This is a genomic window from Kribbella sp. CA-293567 (assembly GCF_027627575.1).
Taxonomy (GTDB): domain Bacteria; phylum Actinomycetota; class Actinomycetes; order Propionibacteriales; family Kribbellaceae; genus Kribbella.
In genome coordinates this window covers 2,470,781-2,492,374 of sequence record NZ_CP114065.1, presented here as the reverse complement: position 1 = coordinate 2,492,374, position 21,594 = coordinate 2,470,781, and the positions used below count along the sequence as shown (strand labels likewise).

Here is a 21,594-nt window from a genome sequence, read left to right as displayed (position 1 = left end):
AAGACTTCCCTCGGCCCCAGGGGCGGGGTGTTCACTGAGCCCCATGACGCAGGATGTTGAGGGCGAGCTGACGATCAGCGAGTTCGGCCGCCGCGCCGGGCTGTCGATCAAGGCACTCCGCCTGTACGACGTATCGGGGCTGCTCGCCCCGGCTCGGGTCGACCCCGTCACGGGCTACCGCCAGTACTCCGTCGGCCAGCTCGAACGCGCTCGCCGGATCAGCGTGATGCGCCAGCTCGACATGCCGCTGCGCACGATCACCGAGGTGCTGGCCGGGCCGGACGCCGAGGGCCTGATCCGGCTGGACCGCTGGTGGGCGGCCGAGCAGGCGACCAACGAAGCGCGGAAGGCGACACTGGAGTACCTGCGGAACCGGCTGCTGCGGCCGGGCAGCCTGGAACTGACGCCACGGCCCGTCCGCATCCGCGAGGTCCCCGCGACGAAGATCGCGTCGATCCGCGCGGACGCCGACCAGCGGACCCTGATCGGCGTGATGGTGTCGTCGCTGATCGAGATCCAGGCACACCTCGGCCGGTCCGGTGCCGCGACGCCAGGGAGCTCGTGGGTGCTCTTCCACGGCGCGGTCACGCCGGAGAGCGAGGCGACCGTCGAGATCTGCGTGCCGTTCACCGGGCCGGTCGAGCCGGCCGGCCCGATCGCGATCCGGGTCGAGCCCGCGCACGTCGAGGCGTACTGCGTGATCTCCAAGGACGAGTGCGCCTATCCCCGCATCATGCTCGCCTATGACCTGGTCGACGACTGGGTCCGCGGCCGTGGGCAGCCGACGACCGGGCCGGTCCGCGAGATCTACCACCCCGAGTTCCAGTACGCGGCCGGGAGCGACCTGGCCGTCGACATCGCCCAGCCGATCGAAGGACCTGCTCGATGAACCACACGTCCCAAACCGTCTACAGCGACCCCGGGGCCCATGCGGCTCTGCTCGACGCGCTGCCGGCCGACGTCCCGGCACTGACCGCGGCGGTCCGCAACCTGCTGATCCACTATCGCGGCGGCGGCATCGCGTTCACCGGTGACCGGTACGAGGAGATCAACCACCGCTGGGTCGAGGCGATGCTGACCACCGACCAGCGGCGCAACGGAACCCCGCTGACCGCGCCGCGCGAGCCGTCCGACCGGATCGTGGGGTGTTGTCGCGACTACGCGTTGCTGACGATCTCCGCGCTGCGGCAGCGAGGTGTGCCGGCCCGCAGCAGGGTCGGCTTCGCGTCGTACTTCGGCCCCGGGTTCAACCACGACCACGTCGTCCTGGAGTACTGGAACGGCCGGCGCTGGGTGCTGGTGGATCCGGGACTCGAACCGGGGCCGTCGTGGGCGTTCGATCCACAGGACCTGGAGCCTGGGTGGTTCCGGTCGGCCGCGGAGGTGTGGCTGGGCTACCGGGACGGTTCTCTGGACGGCGGCGACTTCGGGGTCGATCCGTCGCTGCCGTTGCGGGGTGGCTGGTTCATCCGCAACTACGTGGTGTTCCAGCTGGCGCATCTGCAAGGCGACGAGCTGCTGCTGTGGGACCTGTGGGGCGCGATGTCGGACCAGCTCGGTGACGATCCGGAGCACCTCGAACTGATCGACGAGATCGCGACGCTCCTGGTTGCCTATGACAACGGTGATGCGGAGGCGGGCGGCGTACTGGCTGCTCGGTACGCCGCGGATCCCCGGCTGCGCCCGGGCAGGACGATCGTGCAACTCTCCCCCGCCGGCGATCCTCCGGTGACGGTGGATCTCAGCCGGCGCGCGGTGGTTGAGGCTTGACCGGGAGCATCGTGACGGCGACCGCGCCGAGGGTGAGAGCGATGGCCAGCCAGGTGGTGACCGGCGGGCGATGGGCGCCGAAGACGTCGAGAAGCACCGCGCCCAGGAGCTGGCCGACGATGCTGACCAGCCCGAAGACGAGCACCCCGAGCCGGCGTACGACGGTGGTGGCGATGGCGATGATGGCGACGCCGATGAAGCCACCGCAGTACAGCCAGGGCTCTGCCGGGAGGCGGCCCGGTGGACCGCCGCCTCGGATCAGGATCTCGATCGGCAGGGCGATGCAGAGAGTGCAACCGGCGACGACGAAGTTGACCAGAGCCGCGGCCCAAGGTGAGCCGGCGATGGCGCCGACCCTTGCGTTGAGCGCGGACTGCACGGACAGCGCCAGGCCTGCTGCCACCGGCAAAGCCAGCAACCACAGTGAGCTGTCGCCGGTCAACTGATCCTGACCGGCGATCGCGATCGCGACGACTCCGGTCGTCGCGCCTGTCACACGGCGGGCGGTGATCGGGAGGGGTCCGCCCGGGCCGAGGCCGACGCGATCGACCGCGAGGCTGCCGGCCGACGTACCGCCGACTACCGCGACCACGAAGATGCCGACGCCCAGGGACGAAACACTGACGCCCTGACTGACGACGTAGAGCGCTCCGCTGACGCCGCCCAGACACTGCCACCAACGCAGGCCCTGAACTCGGAGAGCTTCGCGGAGCTGGCGAAGAGCCCGGCGACCGCCGCGCGAGGTCGGAACGATGGCGAGCAGCAAGAGGATGCCGGTGCCGGTGGAGATCATCGAGGCGACGATGCCGTCGCCGAGACTGGCACCCAGATCTCCGTTGAGCCGGGCCTGGACCGCCAGGCCGACGCCACCCAGAGCGGCCAGCCCGACCAGCGGTAGCTCGCTGCGCCTCATCCTCCGGATCCTCCCACGCGACAAATCCCGCATCGGCGTCCCGTCGGCTCCGGGATAATTTGGGCCGGGTGGGGACCTACGAGGATCTGCCGGCCGAACTGGTGACCGAGCGACTCCGCCTGCGGCGCTGGGTGCCGGCGGACGCCGACGACTACCGCGGGTTGTGGCTCGAGCGGGACCCACGAGCCGTCCGGCGAATCGATGCCGAGGGCCGCCCGACCGTCGAGGAGATCCGTGGCCGGCTGCTCGACAATCCGCTCGCGGCAGCGCCCGGACTCGGCCTGCTGCCGATCGAACTGCGGGCCACCGGCGAGTTTCTCGGGTACTGCGGACTGACCGTCGGCCAGGCCTCCTTCGAAGAACCGGAGATCGCGTACGAGCTGGCGCAACGCGCCCACGGCAACGGTTACGCCACCGAAGCCGCCGCGGCGGTGCTCGAAGCCGCGGCTCGCACCGGACGGCAACGGCTCTGGGCGACGGTCCGGGAATGGAACGCCCCGTCCTTCCGCGTTCTCGAGAAACTCGGCTTCCACCGCAGCGAGCGCGTCACCGAGGACGCGGTACGGGGCAACTCGATCTGGATGACCCGCACCCTCGACCGGCCGTAGCGCCAATCTTCTCGGAAAATTCTGGAGCCCGTGTCGATCTGTGCGGGTCCGGTTCGACGCAGTGTCGAGGCGCCGGATCGGCCGGTCCTCGGCGAGGCGAGAAGGAGACATCATGAGCGGCTTCCAGACCTACCTGGACAACGCGGAGAAGCAGACCGGGATCACCCCCCGCGAGTTCATCCGGCTGGCCGGCGAGAAGAACCTGACCACCGCCAAGGCCGGCGAGATCATCGCCTGGCTGAAGACGGACCACGGCCTCGGCCACGGCCACGCCGCCAACCTCGCCCAGCTCATCACCAAGGGCCCGGATGTCATCGCCGAGCGCTACAACGACGGCGCTCCCCTCCGGCTCGACGGCCTCACCTGAGCCACGGGTCCGTCACCGGCACGCTGGTACGGCGTACTGCGGCGTGCGGGTGCTCGACGACTTGCCGTGACTGCGGAGATGAAGGAACCTAGCGGGCCATCGCCCGTTGCGGGGTGTGACGGCGATGGTGACGAGGGCTTGTACTTGGTGATGGGCTACGCGTTCCAGAGCCCGGCGACGGAACGCTCCCTACACGAAGGCCGTCGACTCGGCGCGGTCAACGTGTGGCTCACCACCGCCTTCTGCCAGGCGTCATTTTCACGTGCGTCTCCGGAGGACTGACGTGGTGGCGCCGCCCGAAGTCCGCAGACCTCGGCGCCCGCAGGGCCGGCTCCCGTTGAGTTTGGCTGAGGTCGCTGGTTCGTCGGTCCGAGATTGTGCTCCCGCGACCTAGCATCTACCTTTGAGGTATGCCAGAGATGCAGGAAGTGACGTTCACCGATTTGCTCCAGCGCCCGACCGAGACCGTCGAGAAGCTGAAGTCGAGTCGGCGCCGCGCCCTGCGGGTGCACCGCCGTGGCAGCGAGGACGACCTCATCCTGACCACCGCCGCCCGGTCAGCTCAGGACGACCAACTGCTGCAGGTCGCGACCCGCCTGCTGCGAGCGATCCTGAGCGACCCCGTCGTACGGTCGAGCCACCTCCTCGACCTCCTGCCGCAGGTGTTCCCGTGGCTCCGGTTCCTGCCCGACACGGATCGGATCGAGTTCGCGCGAGAACTCATCGCGGTCTGGGACGCCAGCGAGGACCTCGACACACCGGCGCCCGTCCTCCAACTCATCACCGAGTGGCGGAACACCGCCCAGGTCTATGCCGATCCCGATCTGCTGGCAGTTCTGCGATCGGAGGTCATCGAGGACGGCGGAGCAGTTCCGGCTCCCGGTGAAGTGTTGTGAGTCCAGGCAAGAAAGGCGATCGAGTCGCACCACCGGCTCAGCCCGGTTGCTGGCTGCTCCGATTCGCCACCACAGATGCAGCCAAGGGCTGGGACGAGTTGGTCCAGCAGGCCGGCGCCAACCTCTGGACGGCGTACGAGGTGATCCGGACCGATCCGATCCCGTTTCCGACCACGTCCCGCCAGCACCGATTGAAGGGTGCGCTCGGGACGGTCGGAGGGTTCGAGCAGTGGCAGTACGAGGTGACTGCGGGGGGACGGATCTGGTACGTCGTTGATGCCGAGAAGAAGACGGTTTGGATCAAGTGGGCGGGGACTGGGCATCCGAAGGCTACGGAGTAGCGCCGGCGGGGGTTGTATTCGACGGTTAGGCGGCGCGGCGACCACTTCGCTTGGCGCGCAGGCGACGAAGGAGCCGGCACCCCGACCGCCGCGGACCTCGATCTCGTCACCGCGCGGGTGGTTGAGAGCTGAGAGTGAGCGACGCAGGAGCGAGCGAGGTGCAGGCGCGGGATAGATCACCCGACGCGAGACAGCACCAGGAACCTCCTGCCAATCACTTGCCTCAAGCAACCACTTCGCCTTCGGTAAGCAGGCGACGAAGGAGCCGGCGCCCCGGGGTGGTGGGAGCTGAACGCCGAGTGAGCGACGAAGGAGCGAGCGTAGGCATCAGCGTGAGTTGCATCCGCCGATGACGCGGCCCCGCGACCACTTCGCTTTTTCCAAGCAGGCGACGCAGGAGCCTGCGCGCGGGGTGGGTGGGAGCTGAGCAGCGAGTGAGCGACGCAGGAGCGAGCGTGCTGCAGGCGCGGGGTACTTCACCAGACGCGAGACAGCACCAGCAAACCTTCTACCAATTACTTGCCTCACGCAACTACTCCGCTTTTCCAAGCAGGCGACGAAGGAGCCCGCGCCCGGGGTGGGTGGGAGCTGAGCAGCAAGTGAGCGACGCAGGAGCGAGCGTGCTGCAGGCGCGGGAGAAAAGACGCGGGCCCCGCCTAGTGAGGTAGGCGGGGCCCGCAATCGGTCAGAGACTCAGAACTCGGACCCGGCTGGCAGGTCGGCGGATTCCGGGTCTTCCGGGTCGGACGGGCCGGCGGCGAGGCCGAGTTCGGCCGGGCTGGCCAGCATTGCGTGGTTCGGCAGGACGCGGACGGTGTAGCCGAACGGTCCGGTGCGGTCCAGCTTCAGCTCGCCCTCGTACCGGTGGCGGTTGCCTTCGTACGTCTCGGCCAGTGACAGCGACACCCGGGCCGGCTCGGTGATCTCGTCCTCCGAGTTCACCCGGCCGTGCAGCGCCTCGACGTCGATGTCCTCCGGGGCCAGGCCGCCGAGCGTCACGAACGCGCGGATGCCGACGGTGGTGCCGAGCTGCGGTACGTCGCCGAGGCCCTGCAGTTCCACGTGGTCGACGCGGATCGCGGACCAGGCCGCGCGGACCTTCTTCTTCCAGCCGGCCAGCTCGCGGGCACCCTCGTACGTCGAGTTGAGCTTGCGCGACGACTCGGCGGCCGGCACGTACAGCTGCTGGACGTAGTCGCGGACCATCCGGGTGGCGAGCACCTTCGGGCCGAGCTCCTTGATCGTGTGCCGCAGCATCTCGATCCAGCGGCCCGGGACCTCACCGTCGTAGAAGCGCGGCGCGACCTGCTTCTCGATCAGGTCGTAGAGCGCGTGCGCCTCGAGATCGTCGCGGCGGTCGGTGTCCTCGACGCCCTCGGCCGACGGGATCGACCAGCCGAACTCGTCGTCGTACCACTCGTCCCACCAGCCGTCGCGGATGGAGAGGTTGAGCGCGCCGTTCAGCGCCGCCTTCATCCCCGACGTGCCGCACGCCTCGTACGGGCGCAGCGGGTTGTTCAGCCAGACGTCGCAGCCCGGGTACATCGGCTGCGCGAGCGCGATGTCGTAGTCGGGCACGAAGACGATCCGGTGCCGGACCTCGGGGTCGTCGGCGAAGCGCACCATCTCCTGGATCAGCTTCTTGCCGCCCTCGTCGGCCGGGTGCGACTTGCCCGCGATCACGATCTGGATCGGCCGCTCGGGGTGCAGCAGCATCGCCTTCAGCCGGGCGGGGTCGCGCAGCATCAGCGTCAGCCGCTTGTACGACGGAACGCGGCGCGCGAAGCCCATCGTCAGCACGTCCGGGTCGAGGATCGAGTCGACCCAGCCCAGTTCGGCCTCCGAGGCGCCCCGGTTCACCCAGGACGCGTGCACCCGGGCGCGGGTGTCGTCGATGAAGCGCTGCCGCAGGATCCGCTTGGTCTCCCAGATCTGCGCGTCGGTGGTCTTGTCCAGACCCTCGAAGATGCCCTCGCCGTCGACCGCGGTGTCGGTGCTGGCGTAGGTCAGCTGGTGGATCTCGCGCGCCACCCAGGTCGGCGCGTGGACGCCGTTGGTGATCGAGGTGATCGGTACGTCGGTCGGGTCGAAGCTCGGCCACAGGCCGGCGAACATTCCACGGCTGACCACACCGTGCAGCCTGGAGACGCCGTTGGCGCGCTGGGCCAGCCGCAGCCCCATGATCGCCATGTTGAAGACCGACGGGTCGCCGTTCTCGAAGTCCTCGGCGCCGAGCGCGAGGATCCGGTCGATCGGTACGCCGTCGCCGAACACGTCCGGCGAGAAGTGCTGCTGGATCAGCTCGACCGGGAACCGGTCGATCCCGGCCGGCACCGGCGTGTGGGTGGTGAAGACGGTGCCGCCACGGGCCACCTCGAGCGCGGTGTCGAAGTCGAGGCCCTGGTCGGTGGCGAGCTCGCGGATCCGCTCGACGCCGAGGAAACCGGCGTGCCCCTCGTTGGTGTGGAAGACCTCCGGCGCCGCGTGGCCGGTGACCCGGCAGAACTCGCGGACGGCGCGGACGCCACCGACACCCAGCAGCAGCTCCTGCAGCAGGCGGTGCTCGGTCGTGCCGCCGTACAGCCGGTCGGTGACCTCGCGCTCGGCGGGCTCGTTGTCCTCCATGTCGGCGTCCAGCATCAGCAGCGGCACCCGGCCGACCTGGGCGACCCAGATCTGCGCGGACAGCGTGCGGCCGCCGGGCAGCGTCACGCTGATGGTGGCCGGCGCGGAGCTGGCGTCCGGGCCGTCCCGGAGCAGGCTGATCGGCAGCCCGTCGGGATCGACCAGCGGGTAGCGCTCCTGCTGCCAGCCCTCGCGGTTCAGCGACTGCCCGAAGTACCCGTGCCGGTAGAGCAGTCCGACGCCGATCAGCGGTACGCCGAGGTCGCTCGCGGCCTTCAGGTGGTCACCGGCCAGGATGCCCAGACCACCGGAGTACTGCGGCAGCACGTGGGTGATGCCGAACTCCGGCGAGAAGTAGGCCACCGAGGTGATCGGCGAACCGGCCTCGGCCTGGAACCACCGGTCGTCGGTCACGTAGCCGTTCAGCTCGCTGACGGCCAGCTCGAGCCGTCGCAGGAAGGCTTGGTCGTTCGCCAGCTCGTCGAGCCGGGCCGCCGGTACCTCACCGAGGAGCCTGACCGGGTCACCACCGGTACTGCGCCACAGTTGCGGGTCGACGGCCTCGAAGACGTCTTGCGTCTCCGGGTGCCAGACCCAGCGCAGGTTGTTCACCAGGGTGCCGAGACCGGTCAGGGGCTCGGGCAGGACAGGGCGGACGGAGAATCGTCGTATCGCTCGCACCGGGACACCGTACCGGCCCGGAGCGCCGACGGCACCCCCGGGATGCATCGATCTTGCAACGCGAGCAAGATCTTGCAGGACCAGACCACTCACCGGTGAGGTTCAGTCCGTATCAGCAAGTGAGCAAGCTATCCAGACTTTGATTCAAACCGTGATGCCCGCATGGCGCGTCGCGGTAGTGGGAACCGATAACGTCAGTGCTGTACTTCCCTGTTCCTGCCAAAGCGGAAAGCGAAGGTTCGTTAACTCCATGACTGGGCGCATCCCGATCACCGACGTCACCCCGACCGTCGACGCCGGAGCGTATCCGGCCAAGTCGTCGGTGGGCGAGACCTTCACCATCGCGGCCACCGTGTTCCGCGAGGGCCACGACGCGGTGAACGCGAACGTCGTACTGACGTCGCCGACGGGACAGACCAGACGGATGCTGATGACGCCGGTCGGGCAGGGCAGCGACCGCTGGACCGTCGACGTCACCCTGCAGGAGCAGGGCGCCTGGACCTTCGCGGTCGAGGGCTGGAGCGACCCGTACGGCACCTGGCGGCACAACGCCGAGATCAAGATCCCGGCCGGGATCGACGTCGACCTGATGTTCGCCGAGGGCGCGGCCTTCTTCGACCGCGCGGCCGCCGGCGTACCGCCTGCGGTCCGGGTGGACCGGTCCACCCTGAGTGATGCCGCGCAGGCGCTGGCCAACGGCGCGCTGCCGGCCGAGGCACGCCTGGCCGCCGGCATCTCGCCGCAGGTCCGGGCCGCGCTCGGCCGTTACCCCGTCCGCGAGCTGATCACCTCGTCGGAGACGTACCCGGTCTGGGTCGATCGCCGGCTCGCCCTGTACGGCAGCTGGTACGAGTTCTTCCCGCGGTCCGAGGGCGCGCGGTACGACGAAGAGAAGCAGGAGTGGATCTCCGGTACCTTCAAGACCGCGGCCAAGCGGCTCGACGCGGTCGCCGCGATGGGCTTCGACGTGCTCTACGTGCCGCCGATCCACCCGATCGGGATGTCCTACCGCAAGGGCCCGAACAACACCCTCGACCCGAAGCCGGGCGACCCGGGTTCGCCCTGGGCGATCGGCTCGGCCGACGGCGGGCACGACGCGATCCACCCCGAGCTGGGCACCTTCGAGGACTTCGACGCGTTCGTCGCCCGGGCCCGCGAGCTCGGCCTGGAGGTCGCGATCGACTTCGCCCTGCAGGCCTCGCCGGACCACCCCTGGGTGACCGAGCACCCGAAGTGGTTCAACGTCCGCGTCGACGGCTCGATCGCGTACGCCGAGAACCCGCCGAAGAAGTACCAGGACATCTACCCGATCAACTTCGACAACGATCCCGAGGGCATCTACGCCGAGATCCTGCGGGTGCTGAAGCTGTGGATCTCGCACGGCGTCACCGTGTTCCGGGTCGACAACCCGCACACCAAGCCGGTCAACTTCTGGGAGTGGATCCTCGGCGAGATCCGGAAGACCGACCCGGACGTGATCTTCCTGTCCGAGGCCTTCACCCGGCGGCCGATGATGCAGGAGCTGGCCAAGGTCGGCTTCCACCAGTCGTACACCTACTTCACCTGGCGCAACGAGAAGTGGGAGCTGGAGGAGTACCTGGAGGAGCTGACCCAGGAGACCGGCCACTTCCTGCGGCCGAACTTCTTCGTCAACACCCCGGACATCCTGACCGCCTACCTGCAGTACGGCGGTCCGGGCGCGTTCAAGATCCGCGCGGCGATCGCGGCCACCTCGTCGCCGGCCTGGGGCGTCTACGCGGGCTTCGAGCTGTACGAGCACGTCGCGCTGCGGCCGGGTTCCGAGGAGTACCTGGACACCGAGAAGTTCCAGTTCCGCCCGCGCGACTGGGAGGCCGCCGCGGCGGAGAACCGCACGCTCGCGCCGTACCTGACGCTGCTGAATAACATCCGCCGCCGGCACCCGTCGCTGCAGCAACTGCGCAACCTCAGCCTGCACAAGGTCGACGACGAGCAGATCATGTGCTTCTCCAAGCGCGTCACCGGACCGGACGGTCACAGCGACACGGTGATCGTCGTGGTCAACACCGACCCGCACTCGGTGCGCGAGTCACTGGTGCACCTCGACATGGCCGCGCTCGGCATGCGCCCCGAGGACACCTTCACCGTGTACGACGAGATCACCGGCTCCACCTGGCGCTGGGGTCAGCAGAACTACGTCAAGCTCGACCCGAACGGCGACCCCTGCCACATCCTCGCCGTACGCCGCGGCCAGGCCTGATCGACTGACATCATTGCCCCCACACGAGCAAGCTGGGGGCAATGATGTCGGTGCTGGCCAAGGTCTCACCCGAAAGACGGCTCAAGACCGGCTGGATCCTGCCCGTCGCCGCCTCCACCGCGGTGAGTGTCCACCTGCCGGGGCAGACCGAGACGATTCAGCGAACTGAGCAACTCTGGTTCGGCGGTCTGGGTCTGGCCGGTGTCGCGATCGGGCTGCTGTGGCAGTGGTACAGCCCGCGCGACCTCGCACCGAGACTGTTCATCGCCGCCGGCGGCTTCGTCCTCGTCTCGATCCTGCAGTTGCTGCCGACCGCCGGTGAGTGGAACAGCGCCGACCGTCAGCTGTACCTCGGACTCGGTGTCGTCTCCGGGCTGGTTCTCGCCAACTGGTGGAAGTGGCTGCACACCGCCGACGACGAGTCAGCCGGCGCGTAGCCCCGTGACTGCTGGGTTCTGGTGGTCGGTGAGCCGGAAGCCGGTGCCTCGGACGGCGTCGATGGTGACCGTCGTGCCGAGTTCGTCGAGCTTGCGGCGTACTCGCTTCACCAGCGAGTGCACGTCCGCGGTACCGCGGAGGTGCCGGTTGCGCCAGACCGCCTGGTGCAACGCCTCGTAGGTCCACACCCGCAACGGCTCCGTCATCAGCCAGGTGAGCAGATCGTGCTCCAGGTCCGTCAGCGGAACCTCACGATCACGCCACTTGGCCACTGACCGGGCCGAATCGATGGTCAGCACGTCGGCCTCCGGGCCGTCACGTCCGGTACGCCGCCCCGGCACCGTGCGGGCCGGCGGTTCGGTCACCGCCTCCGGCTCCGGCGGCTGGGGCGGATCGGTCGGATCGGGATGCTCCGGCGGGACCGGAGGCGTGGGCTGCGCGGGCGTGAGCAGCTTGCGCAGCTCGTCCAGGCTGGAGACGAGCAGCAGCGGAGCGACGTCGTCGACGAGTTCTGCGAGCCGGACCCGCTCCTCCAGCGACGCCGCCACCGCGATCAGCAGCGGAAACGGGGCTTGGGCGGAGCCGGTCAGATCGAGGACGCCGTCGTTCGGGGCGGGGACACGGGCGGTGACCATCTGGTGACAATGTCAACCCGTGCCTTTAATCGTCAACGCATTGACAAATTTTGGCGAAACTTGCCTCGAACCAGCCGACCGTGCGTCACATCTTGCTCACCAACTGTGCTTGTTGAAACGTTCTCATGACACATAAGGTCCTCCTCAGGCTTGCCGCGTAACACGTGGCGACCTGGGGGGCACGGAGCGTTCGCAGAACCGGTTCACCACCCTGACCGCTGCGACGCCATGCACCTCTGCACCATGACTCGGGGGAGTCGACTCGGGGTCGTACAAGTGAGGGGCTGCAGAGATGTCATATCAACGGAAGAGGGGGCTCGCCAGATCGCTGGTGAGCGCTCTGGCGGCAGTGGCCGTCGTCTCCACCGGACTGGCGGCTGCCGGTCTGGCCCAGGCGGCACCACCCACCAAGCCGAGCGGCGCCACCGCCGCGCCGGCCTCCAAGATCAAGCCTGACCTGCTCTCGAAGCTGGAAGGCCAGGACGCCAAAGAGGTGACCGACTTCTGGGTCCGGTTCAGCGACAAGGCCGACCTGACGCAGGCCAGCGCCATCGCGGACTGGAACAAGCGCGGTACGGCGGTCGCCGCCGCGCTGCGCAAGACCGCCGCGGAGAGCCAGGCGAAGGTCAAGGCCGAACTGGACGCGTCGCGCGCGTCGTACAAGAGCTACTGGGCCACCAACGCGATCGTCGTCAAGGGCGGCTCGCTCGAGATGGCCCAGAGCATCGCGAACCACGCTGAGGTCGAGGGCGTCTACAACCCGGTCAAGTACGAGGTACCGGAGACCACCAAGGGCACCCAGCAGAACGAGATCAACGCCGTCGAGTGGGGCATCGCCAACGTCAAGGCTGACCAGGTCTGGGCGCAGTACGGCGACAAGGGGGCCGGCATCACGGTCGCCAACATCGACACCGGCGTCCAGTACGACCACCCGGCGCTGGTGAACCAGTACCGCGGCAAGCAGGCGAACGGCACCTTCGACCACAACTACAACTGGTTCGACGCCGCCGGCACCTGCTCGGGCGCACCCTGTGACACCAACGGCCACGGCACCCACACGATGGGCACCATGGCCGGTGACGACGGCGCCGCCAACCAGGTCGGCGTCGCGCCGGCCGTCAAGTGGATCGCCGCGAACGGCTGCTGCCCGAGCGACGCGGCACTGATCGAGTCCGGTCAGTGGATGCTGGAGCCGACCAACCTCGCCGGGGCCAACCCCGACGCGAGCAAGCGGCCCAACGTCGTCAACAACTCGTGGGGCAGCACGCAGCCGTCCAACGACCCGTTCATGGAGGACGTCACCCTCGCCTGGACCGCGTCCGGCATCTTCGGTGTCTTCTCGAACGGCAACAGCGGCTCCGCCTGTAACACCAGCGGCTCCCCCGGAAGCTCGACCAGCAACTACTCGGTCGGCGCCTACGACATCAACAACAACATCGCGTCGTTCTCCGGCCGTGGTGCCGGGCAGAACGGCACCATCAAGCCGAACATCTCCGGCCCGGGCGTCAACGTCCGCTCCAGCGTTCCCGGCAACGGCTACGCGAGCTTCAACGGCACCTCGATGTCGGCTCCGCACCTCGCGGGCGTCATCGCGCTGCTGTGGGCCGGCGCCCCGACGCTGAAGGGCGACATCGCGGCCACCCGCGCGCTGCTCAACGGCACCGCGATCGACGCCCCGAACGCGCAGTGCGGTGGCACCGACGCGAACAACAACGTGTTCGGCCAGGGCCGGCTCGACGCCCTCGCCCTGCTGAACGCCGCTCCTGTCGGCGACACCGGCACGCTGGCCGGCAAGGTCACCGCCACCGGCGGCACCGCGATCGCCGGAGCCTCCGTGACGATCAAGCAGGCCGGTGTGGCCGACAAGGTCGTCACCACCTCTGCCGATGGCAACTACTCCGCCGTTCTCGCCGCGGGTGACTACTCGCTCGCCGTGGCCGCTTTCGGCTACGTCGGCCAGACCGGTACCGCGACCGTCGCGGTGAACACCACCACGACGAAGAACTTCACCCTGGCGGCCGCTCCGACCGTCAGCGTCGGTGGCACCGTCACGGACGGCTCCGGCCACGGCTGGCCGCTGTACGCGAAGGTCAGCGTCGAGGGTCCCGGTGGCGTGTTCGACTACACCACCCCGACCAACGGCCGCTACTCCTTCAAGGTGCCCTCCAGCGCGACGTACACGCTGAAGGTCGAGTCGCAGATCCCCGGTTACACCACGGTCAGCCAGCCGATCACCGTCGGCGCGGGCAACCTGACCAAGAACGTGGCCGTGCCGGTCCGTTCCGACGCCTGCCTCACCGCTCCCGGCTACCGCAACGGCTCCGACGGCCTCTACGAGACCTTCGACAGCCAGGCGGCCCCGAGCGGCTGGACCGTCGTCGACAACAAGAACAACGGCCAGACCTGGAAGTTCACCGATGTCGGCAACCGCGGCAACCTGACCGGCGCGGCCGGCGGCTTCGCGATCGTCGACAGCGACAAGTACGGCTCCGGCGGCGCGCAGGACACCTCGCTGGTCAGCCCGGTGGTCGACCTGAGCGCGGTCACCGCTCCGAAGATCCAGTTCAACCAGGACTTCAACTACCTCGCCGGTGAGAAGGCCGACGTGGACCTGTCCGTCGACGGCGGAACCACCTGGACCACCGTGCTCACCCAGTCCGCGGATGCCCGCGGCGTCAAGGAGATCGCGATCCCGCAGGCGGCCGGCAAGTCCGCCGTCCAGGTTCGCTTCCACTACTCCCTCGCCTCGTACGAGTGGTGGTGGGAGGTCGACAGCGTGCTCATCGGCACCACGGTCACCTGTGAGCCGACCGGCGGCGGTCTGGTCGTCGGCAACGTCAAGGACGCCAACACCAACGGCTTCGTGAACGGCGCCGTCGTCACCCGTGACGACAAGCCCAGCGAGACCGCGACCACCGTGGCGACCCCTGAGGACACCGGCCTGGCCGATGGCTTCTACTGGCTGTACTCCGCGGACGACGGCCCGCACGGCTACACCGCCAAGGCGAGCAACTACACCAGCTCGCAGGCCACCGTCGACGTCGAGGCGGACTGGGTCACCCAGGCCGACTTCACCCTCAAGGCCGGCCGGATCTCGGTCGCCCCGAGTGCGATCGACGCCAGCCTCCGCCTCGGCGGCAAGGTCACCAAGTCGTTCGTCGTCACCAACACCGGCGGCGCGGACGTCGACCTGAAGTTCGGCGAGCGCGACGGCGGCTTCACGCTGCAGAACGCCAACGGCACCAAGACGACCAAGTCGCAGGTGCTGAACAGCACCGGCGCGCCGCTGCAGCGGCTCCAGGTCGGGACGTCGTTCGCGAACAAGCAGTCCGGCAAGATGCCCGGTACGCCGGTCGCCCGCAACCCGCTGGCGGCTCCGTGGACCGACATCGCCACCCTCCCGGCGGTCGTGATGGACAACCGGGTGGTCAACCTGGACGGCAAGATCTACTCGATCGGTGGCGGCAACGGCTCCGCTTCGACGGCCAACAGCTACGTGTACGACCCGGCCACCCTGGCCTGGACCGCGATCGCCCCGCTGCCGGGCGCCCGTAACGCCGTCACCGTCGGCGCCGTGGGTGGAAAGCTCGTCGTCAGCTCCGGCTGGGGTGCGAGTGGTCCGGACGCCGCGACCTGGTCCTACGACCCGGCCGCCAACGCCTGGTCCGCAGTGGCCAACAACCCGGCTCCGCGTGCGGCCGCCGGACAGGCCGTTCTCGACGGCAAGCTGTACGCCGTCGGTGGCTGCACCACTGCTGCCTGCACCCCGATGTCCAACACCGTGGTCGCTTACGACGCGGCGGCCAACACCTGGGCGACTCTTGCCAACTACCCGAAGTCGGTAGCGTTCGCGTCCTGTGGCGCGATCGACGGCAAGCTCTACTGCTCCGGTGGCAACGACGGCTCGGTTGCCCAGAAGTCCAGCTACGTCTACGACCCGGCCGGCAACTCCTGGACCGCTCTCCCCGACTCCCCGGCCGACCACTGGGCGGCGTCCTTCGCCGTCGCCGGTGGCAAGCTGATGGTCGTCGGCGGCGTCCAGGCCGGTGCCGTCACCAACGCCGGGTTCGCTTTCGACCCGGCGGCCGGCTCCTGGGCCGCTCTGCCGAACGCCAACCAGCCCCGCTACCGCGGTGGTGCGGCTTGTGGCTTCTACCGGGTCGGCGGTTCGTCCGGTGGCTTCACCCCGACGGTGGAGGGCGAGGTCCTGCCGGGCCTCGACAACTGCTCCGAGTCGTCGGCCGACGTCAGCTGGCTGAGCCTGGACAAGACCGAGGCCACCCTGGCCCCGGGGGCGTCCGTCACCGTGAAGGTGGCACTGAACGCCGCTGTCGACCAGCCGGGTACCTACTCGGCCGCGGTCACCATCGGCGAGAACACTCCGTACAGCGTGGATCCGGTCGACGTGAAGCTCACTGTCACGCCGCCGACCGCGTGGAGCAAGCTGGCCGGAACGGTCACCGGGGTCTCCACCTCGGGCACCACCGCCCCGCTGGCCGGTGCCACGGTCCAGGTCGACTCGTGGTCCCAGTCGTACACCTTCATCACCGACAAGGACGGCGGCTACGCCTACTGGCTGGACCGTCGCAACAACCCGCTGACGTTGATCGCGGCCAAGGACGGCTACCGTCCGCAGACCCGGTCGACCAGGCTGATCAACGGCGAGACCGTCGTCGAGGACTTCGCTCTGAAGGCGACCAAGTAGTCAGCTGAACCGCAAGTAGCGGTCAGGCAAAGAAAACTGCCCCCACCCGGTTCACCGGGTGGGGGCAGTTCTTTTGCTGCCTCAGGCCGTTTCCAGCTCGAGGTCTTCAGCAATTTGGTCCTGTTGGCGGTCCACGAGCAGCGAAGCGGTGTCCTCGTCCACCTCCAGGCGGAGGGCGATCCGGCGCACCAGCTCGCGCAGATCGAACGTCGGGAGCACTACCCCGAAAACCTCCGACACCACGGGCTCAGCCATATACGACTAACGCGCGGATCGCCGTTTGGTCACTCGGAAATCTCAGGCGGCCGGCAACAGGTGGAACCCGACTCCCCGGACGGCGTGGATCGTCACCGTCGCCTCGAGGCTGGCGAGCTTCTGGCGGAGGCGTTTGACCACCGAGTGGATGTGCGAGCCGTGGCCGAGATGCTCGTTGCCCCAGACCGCGTGGTGCAGGCGCTGATAGGTCCACACCTTGCCCGGTTCCGTCGCCAGGCAGACCAGGAAGTCGTGCTCCAGCCGGGTCAGCCGCATCTCGCGGTCCTTCCAGCTGACCACCCGGCGGTCCTCGTCCAGGCGCAGGCCGCCCACGGTCGCGGTATCGGCCGCGGCAACGGCGAGCTGAGCCGGATGGTTCGGAGTAGCCCGCCCGGAAGTGGGCAACGCTGCCTCGATCTGGGCAGCCATCGTCGCTGCCCCGGTCGCCGTCGGCAGCACCGCCGGAGTCAGTACGACGGGCGCGGCATCCACCATCGTGGTCTGGTCCAGGAAGGCGCGGGCCTGCTCGGCACTGGACACGAGCAGCAGCGCGTCGGCGCTTCCCAGCACCTGGACGAGCTGGACCCGCTCGGCCGCCGACGTGGCCACTCCGATGATCAAGGACGAATCCGGCAGCCTCTCCATGGAGCCCCTCCGTTCAAACGCTTGCCGGGGTCAGACGCAGGGACCAGTACGGCGAACCGCGAGGGTTAAGTCAAGGGATTCCCCGCACCCGCGGCTGGCACATATGCGACCTGTCCGAGTCAGGACATGAACGTTCTACACAGCGCCACGGAACGGCCCGGAAAGTCGCGCACAGTAAAGCGTCCGGGGTCTCCGCAGGACGGTGCGGAGTACCCCGGACGCCGGGATCGCCTACTGGTTCAGGCGAGGTCTTGGGTCACCCGACGGTCTTGACCGCCGTGATCAGCGTGCCGTTGCCGGTGTCCCCGGACAGCTCCCAGAAGAAGGCGCCGCCGAGGCCCTGGGTGTTGGCGTACTGCATCTTGCTGCGGATCGTCGCAGGCGTGTCGTAGCCCCACCACTGGCCGTTGCAGAACGCGTACGCCGTACCGCCGACGGTTCCGGTGGCCGGGCAACGGGTCGAGATCAGCTTGTAGTCCTCGATCCCGGCCTCGTACTTGCCCGGTGCGGCGCCGGTGGCGCGACCACCCGGTGCGGCCTGGGTGACACCGGTCCAGCCGCGGCCGTAGAAGCCGATGCCGAGCAGGATCTTCGAGGACGGGATGCCCTTGGACTTGAGCTTCTGGATCGCGCCGTCGCTGTGGAACCCGGCCTGCGGGATGCCGGCGTAGTTGTTCAGCGGCGAGTGCGGAGCCGTCGGGCCCTGGGCGTTGAAGGCGCCGAAGTAGTCGTACGTCATCGGCATGATCCAGTCGAGCTTCTGCGCGGCCGTGGCGTAGTTGGTGGCGTCGATCTTGCCGCCGTTGGTGCCGTCGGCCGTGATCGCCGCGGTGACCAGGGCGGACGAGCCGAACTTGGTGCGCAGTGCGGAGACGACGTTGTTGAACGCGTTCGGGCCGGAGGTGTCGCAGCTCAGACCGCAGGCGTTGGGGTACTCCCAGTCCACGTCGATGCCGTCGAAGACGTCGGCCCAGCGCGGGTCCTCGACCAGGGCGTGGCAGGAGTTCGCGAACGCGGCCGGGTTCCTGGCCGCCTCGGTGAAGCCGCCGGACCAGGTCCAGCCGCCGAACGACCAGACCACCTTGATGTTCGGGAACTCGCGCTTGAGCTTGCGCAGCTGGTTGAAGTTGCCGCGCAGCGCGCCGGTGTCCCAGGTGTCGGCGACGCCGTCGACGGAGCCGGCGGCGTCGTACGCCTTGTCGTAGGCGGCGTACGAGTCGCCCATCGAGCAGCGGCCGCCGGTGGTGTTGCCGAAGGCATAGACGATGTGGGTCAGCTTGGCGGCCGACCCGCTCGTCTTGATGTTCTTGACGTGGTAGTTGCGGTCGTAGACACCCCACTCGGTGAAGTAGCCGACGACCTTCTTGCCGGCGGCAACCGTGCGGCCGGTGTCCAGGGCGGGAGCCGCCGCGGACGCCGGGACCGGCGCCGGGGAGGACTCCCGGGGCTGCGCGGCGACGGCGGCCGGCACGACACCGGTGGCCATCATCGCCATCGCGGCGATCAGGGTGGGCAGGGGTCGAACTCTCATGGTGTTCCTCCAAGGGGGGCGGAAGAGGGACTGAGCGCACCATACCCAGTACGGGGAGTTAAGAAAAGGAGGAATCCGAATAAATATGATCGCGCCGATCACGACCCCGGGCCGGAGGATCGCGTAAAGCTTTTGCGGGGTGGTATACGTGCTGCGCGCGGTACGGAGTAGTCTCCTCGCGCACGGTCACCTTTGGCCGCTCTCGACGGAGGAACAGTGCCCGGATCCTCGGACGATCCCGCTGCGGCCGCCTCGACGAGTACGAGACTCGTCCGGCGGTCCGGTTTCGCCTGGCTGCTCGCGGCCGTACTCGTCCCGGTGCTGATCACCGCGCTGGTGATCGGGATCAAGGCAGGGCCGACCGAGGACGATCTGCGGCAGAGATCGCTGGCGGCGCTGGACGCGCGCGGCATCACCGGCGTACAGGTCGATTTCTCCGGGCGGGACGCGACGGTCGTCGTACCGGCCGGGGCCGACGCGACCGAGGCACGGAAGGTCGTCGCGGCCGTCGACGGGGTGCGCACCGCGCAGACCGACGGCGGCGTGGAGCCGGCCGGCGCGAATCCGACCAGTGCGCCCTCGACCGGTACGGCCGAAGAGCCCGTCGGTACGCCGAGCGCCGAGCTGTCGACGCCGCCGGCCGGTGCGGACGCGGCTCCGTTCGAGTTGAGCCGGACCGACGACTCGATCACTCTCAGCGCCGTCGTGCGCGACCAGGCAGCCAAGGAGAAGCTGGTCGGCGAGGTGCGGGCGCTGCTCGCGGAGGGAAGCGAGTTCGTCGACCAAATCAGTGTCGACGAGAAGACCGGCGTGCCGAACCCGACGGCTTTGACCGCGCTCCTGCAGGCGCTGTCGACGGCGACCGGTGACGCGTCGGTCAAGTACGACGGCGCCAAGGTGACGTTGACCGGCAAGGTCGCCGACCAGGCCACGAAGGGGACGGCCGCCCGCGCGGCAGCTGCCGCCGTACCGGGTGCCGTGATCGCGAACGAACTGCAGGTGCCGGTGATCGCCAAGCCGCCGGTCAGTCAGGCGTGCCAGACCTTCGAGGCGCGGCTCGCCCGGTTGACGATGGAGAACAGGATCGTCTTCCTGTCCGGCACCGCGATCGTGAACGAGGTCTCCAGGCCCTCGGTGGCGCGCGCCGCGGTCCTGCTCAAGAGTTGCGCCACCTTCGACATCGAGGTCGGCGGCCACACCGACAACCTCGGCAGCGCCGCCACCAGCCTGCCGCTCTCGCAGCAGCGCGCGGACGCCGTCAAGGCCACGCTCGTCCAGCTCGGCGTCGCCGCCGGGCGGATCACCAGCCGCGGCTACGGGGAGACCCGTCCGGTGGCGCCCAACACCACGTCCGCCGGCCGGATCGCCAACCGCCGGGTCGAGATCCGAGTTCTTCACTAGGGGAAACATGAGTTGGCTGATCGCGCAGGTCTGGTTCCTGCTGCTCGCCGCGTTCGTCCTCGGCAGCGCCGCCGCCTGGCTGCTCTACCGCACCCTGCCCGCCGGCCCGAGAGGTCCCCGCTGATGGCCTACCTCCTCCGCAACAACTGGCCCTGGACCCTCCTCGCCTTCCTGATCGGCGCCATCCTCACCTGGTTCCTCCTCAACCGCCGCCCCCCGGCCCCCGCCACGGCCGCAGCTCCCGCCGAAGAGAAAACCCTCGTCGGCGCAGGCGTCGCCACCGGCCCCGGCTCCTCCGCTCCGGCGCACTTCGACCGGGTAGAACCCTTCGACCACACGCTGCACGAGCCGGAGTTCGCTCCCCCGCCGTCACCGCAGCCATCAGAGGAAGAGACCGGCCGAGACCCGGAGCCGCTACCGGAGCCCGCCCCGGTGTCGGAGCCGGACAAAGAGCCGGAGCCGGACGCTGAGCCGGAGCCGGAGCCGGAGTCGGACGCTGAGGCGCAGGTGAACGGCGAACCCGCCGCGAACGCAGCTCCGAGGTCCGAGCCGAAGCGAAGTGGCGTGCCCACCGCAAACGCGAACGCGACCGCGATGTCCGAGCCGAAGGCGAGCGGCGAGCCCACCGCGACTGCCAGCGCGAAGTCCGAGCCGCAGGCGAGTGGCGAGCCCACCGCTCCGAAGTCCGAGCCGCAGGCGAGTGGCGAGCCCACCGCAAGCACCAGTGCGAAGTCCGAGCCGAAGGCGACCGAGGAGCGCACCGCCAAAGCCAGCGCGAAGTCCGAGCCACAGGCGAGTGACGAGCTCACCAGCAATGCAACTTCGATGTCCGAGCCGAAGGCGAGTGGCGAGCCCACCGCTCCGAAGTCCGAGCCGCAGGCGAGTGACGAGCCCAGCGCGACGGCGACCACCCACTCCCCCAGCACCGCGATGTCCGAGCCGCAGGCGAGTGGCGAGCCGACGACGGCCGGCACTGCGGCGAAAACCTCCGCGCAAGCTCAGCCGGCGTTCTCCGTACGAATGGACGCCGGAGAACCGACCCTCTTCGACGACCACGACCCGACGCCCGACGTACAGGCGAGTGCCGTGCCCCCCGGGAAGTACGGCGAGGGCTCGGCGGACGCGGTGGCTCATCAGGGCCCGCCGGACGGGTTCACCATCAAGGGGAACGCTCAGTCGATGCTGTTCCACACGCCGGATTCGCCGTACTACGGCCGGACGAAGGCCGAGGTCTGGTTCCGGACCGAGGCGGACGCCGAGCGCGCCGGGTTCACCAAATACGTCCGTAAACCGCGCAAATCGACCCGCCCCCGGGACTGACGCGCGAGCGGAGAAAAATAACGACCGAAACCCTGGAAAGCAACGCGTTCCAGGTCACGGTTCAACGCAGGAATAGCGCGATCCGGCCCCCATTTGCTTGTACTGGCAAACGGCCGTCACACTGAGCAGAACGTCGGCCCGGACCGCCCTTCCACGGCGTCGTTACACATCACCGGACACCTCCGGCGGCACCGCCTCCTCCTTTTGGAAACCCGCTGGACGGG

At 68.8% G+C, this 21,594-nt stretch carries 17 protein-coding genes; 11 read left to right on the top strand and 6 right to left on the bottom strand.

Annotated elements, in window-relative coordinates; translation table 11 throughout:
• Positions 1 to 43 precede the first annotated feature (43 nt).
• Positions 44 to 889, top strand: coding sequence for a MerR family transcriptional regulator (locus OX958_RS12020; protein ID WP_270137383.1), 846 nt, complete (start codon positions 44 to 46; stop codon positions 887 to 889).
• Positions 886 to 1,770 (top strand): transglutaminase-like domain-containing protein, encoded by an 885-nt coding sequence (locus OX958_RS12015; RefSeq protein WP_270137382.1) that lies wholly within the window; start codon positions 886 to 888, stop codon positions 1,768 to 1,770. The genes OX958_RS12020 and OX958_RS12015 overlap by 4 nt, the downstream gene beginning before the upstream one ends.
• On the opposite strand, the gene OX958_RS12010 is transcribed toward OX958_RS12015, so the two are convergent.
• Positions 1,742 to 2,683: a DMT family transporter gene (locus OX958_RS12010; protein ID WP_270137381.1), complete on the bottom strand. Its 942-nt coding sequence runs from the start codon at positions 2,681 to 2,683 to the stop codon at positions 1,742 to 1,744. The genes OX958_RS12015 and OX958_RS12010 overlap by 29 nt on opposite strands.
• Positions 2,684 to 2,751: 68 nt before the next feature.
• Between OX958_RS12010 and OX958_RS12005 the strand changes: the two genes are divergently transcribed.
• The 4 genes from OX958_RS12005 (at position 2,752) to OX958_RS11990 (ending at position 4,895) form a co-directional block, all read left to right on the top strand.
• Positions 2,752 to 3,291: a GNAT family N-acetyltransferase gene (locus OX958_RS12005; protein WP_270137380.1), complete on the top strand. Its 540-nt coding sequence runs from the start codon at positions 2,752 to 2,754 to the stop codon at positions 3,289 to 3,291.
• Positions 3,292 to 3,403: 112 nt separating this feature from the next.
• Complete coding sequence (locus OX958_RS12000; protein WP_270137379.1) at positions 3,404 to 3,658, top strand: DUF4287 domain-containing protein; 255 nt, start codon at positions 3,404 to 3,406, stop codon at positions 3,656 to 3,658.
• Positions 3,659 to 4,068: 410 nt separating this feature from the next.
• Positions 4,069 to 4,554, top strand: a complete 486-nt coding sequence (locus OX958_RS11995) for a hypothetical protein (protein WP_270137378.1) — start codon at positions 4,069 to 4,071, stop codon at positions 4,552 to 4,554.
• Entirely contained in the window at positions 4,551 to 4,895 is a 345-nt protein-coding gene (locus OX958_RS11990; RefSeq protein ID WP_270137377.1) for a hypothetical protein, read from the top strand. Before OX958_RS11995 ends, OX958_RS11990 begins: the two co-directional genes overlap by 4 nt.
• A gap of 693 nt (positions 4,896 to 5,588) precedes the next feature.
• Here the strand turns inward: OX958_RS11990 and glgP are convergent.
• On the bottom strand, positions 5,589 to 8,201 hold the full coding sequence (glgP, locus tag OX958_RS11985) for an alpha-glucan family phosphorylase (RefSeq protein WP_270137376.1): 2,613 nt from the start codon (positions 8,199 to 8,201) through the stop codon (positions 5,589 to 5,591).
• Positions 8,202 to 8,451: 250 nt separating this feature from the next.
• Between glgP and OX958_RS11980 the strand changes: the two genes are divergently transcribed.
• Together OX958_RS11980 and OX958_RS11975 are read left to right on the top strand one after the other, a co-directional pair.
• Positions 8,452 to 10,440: an alpha-1,4-glucan--maltose-1-phosphate maltosyltransferase gene (locus OX958_RS11980; RefSeq protein ID WP_270137375.1), complete on the top strand. Its 1,989-nt coding sequence runs from the start codon at positions 8,452 to 8,454 to the stop codon at positions 10,438 to 10,440.
• A 41-nt stretch (positions 10,441 to 10,481) separates the two neighbouring features.
• Positions 10,482 to 10,877 (top strand): hypothetical protein, encoded by a 396-nt coding sequence (locus OX958_RS11975; protein WP_270137374.1) that lies wholly within the window; start codon positions 10,482 to 10,484, stop codon positions 10,875 to 10,877.
• On the opposite strand, the gene OX958_RS11970 is transcribed toward OX958_RS11975, so the two are convergent.
• On the bottom strand, positions 10,863 to 11,513 hold the full coding sequence (locus OX958_RS11970; RefSeq protein WP_270137373.1) for a winged helix-turn-helix domain-containing protein: 651 nt from the start codon (positions 11,511 to 11,513) through the stop codon (positions 10,863 to 10,865). The genes OX958_RS11975 and OX958_RS11970 overlap by 15 nt on opposite strands.
• A 331-nt stretch (positions 11,514 to 11,844) precedes the next feature.
• Here OX958_RS11970 and OX958_RS11965 point away from each other — a divergent pair, with 331 nt between their 5' ends.
• Positions 11,845 to 16,218, top strand: coding sequence for a S8 family serine peptidase (locus OX958_RS11965; RefSeq protein WP_270137372.1), 4,374 nt, complete (start codon positions 11,845 to 11,847; stop codon positions 16,216 to 16,218).
• Between the two features lie 81 nt (positions 16,219 to 16,299).
• Here the strand turns inward: OX958_RS11965 and OX958_RS11960 are convergent, their stop codons facing one another.
• From OX958_RS11960 to OX958_RS11950, 3 genes are all read right to left on the bottom strand, one after another.
• Positions 16,300 to 16,473, bottom strand: a complete 174-nt coding sequence (locus OX958_RS11960) for a hypothetical protein (protein ID WP_270137371.1) — start codon at positions 16,471 to 16,473, stop codon at positions 16,300 to 16,302.
• A gap of 42 nt (positions 16,474 to 16,515) precedes the next feature.
• Entirely contained in the window at positions 16,516 to 17,118 is a 603-nt protein-coding gene (locus OX958_RS11955) for a winged helix-turn-helix domain-containing protein (RefSeq protein ID WP_270137370.1), read from the bottom strand.
• Positions 17,119 to 17,374: 256 nt separating this feature from the next.
• Complete coding sequence (locus tag OX958_RS11950; RefSeq protein ID WP_270137369.1) at positions 17,375 to 18,649, bottom strand: glycoside hydrolase family 18 protein; 1,275 nt, start codon at positions 18,647 to 18,649, stop codon at positions 17,375 to 17,377.
• 216 nt (positions 18,650 to 18,865) lie between these two features.
• Here OX958_RS11950 and arfA point away from each other — a divergent pair, with 216 nt between their 5' ends.
• Positions 18,866 to 20,050, top strand: a complete 1,185-nt coding sequence (arfA, locus tag OX958_RS11945; RefSeq protein WP_270137368.1) for a channel-forming protein ArfA/OmpATb — start codon at positions 18,866 to 18,868, stop codon at positions 20,048 to 20,050.
• A gap of 123 nt (positions 20,051 to 20,173) precedes the next feature.
• On the top strand, positions 20,174 to 21,370 hold the full coding sequence (locus OX958_RS11940) for a sunset domain-containing protein (RefSeq protein ID WP_270137367.1): 1,197 nt from the start codon (positions 20,174 to 20,176) through the stop codon (positions 21,368 to 21,370).
• Positions 21,371 to 21,594 lie beyond the last annotated feature (224 nt).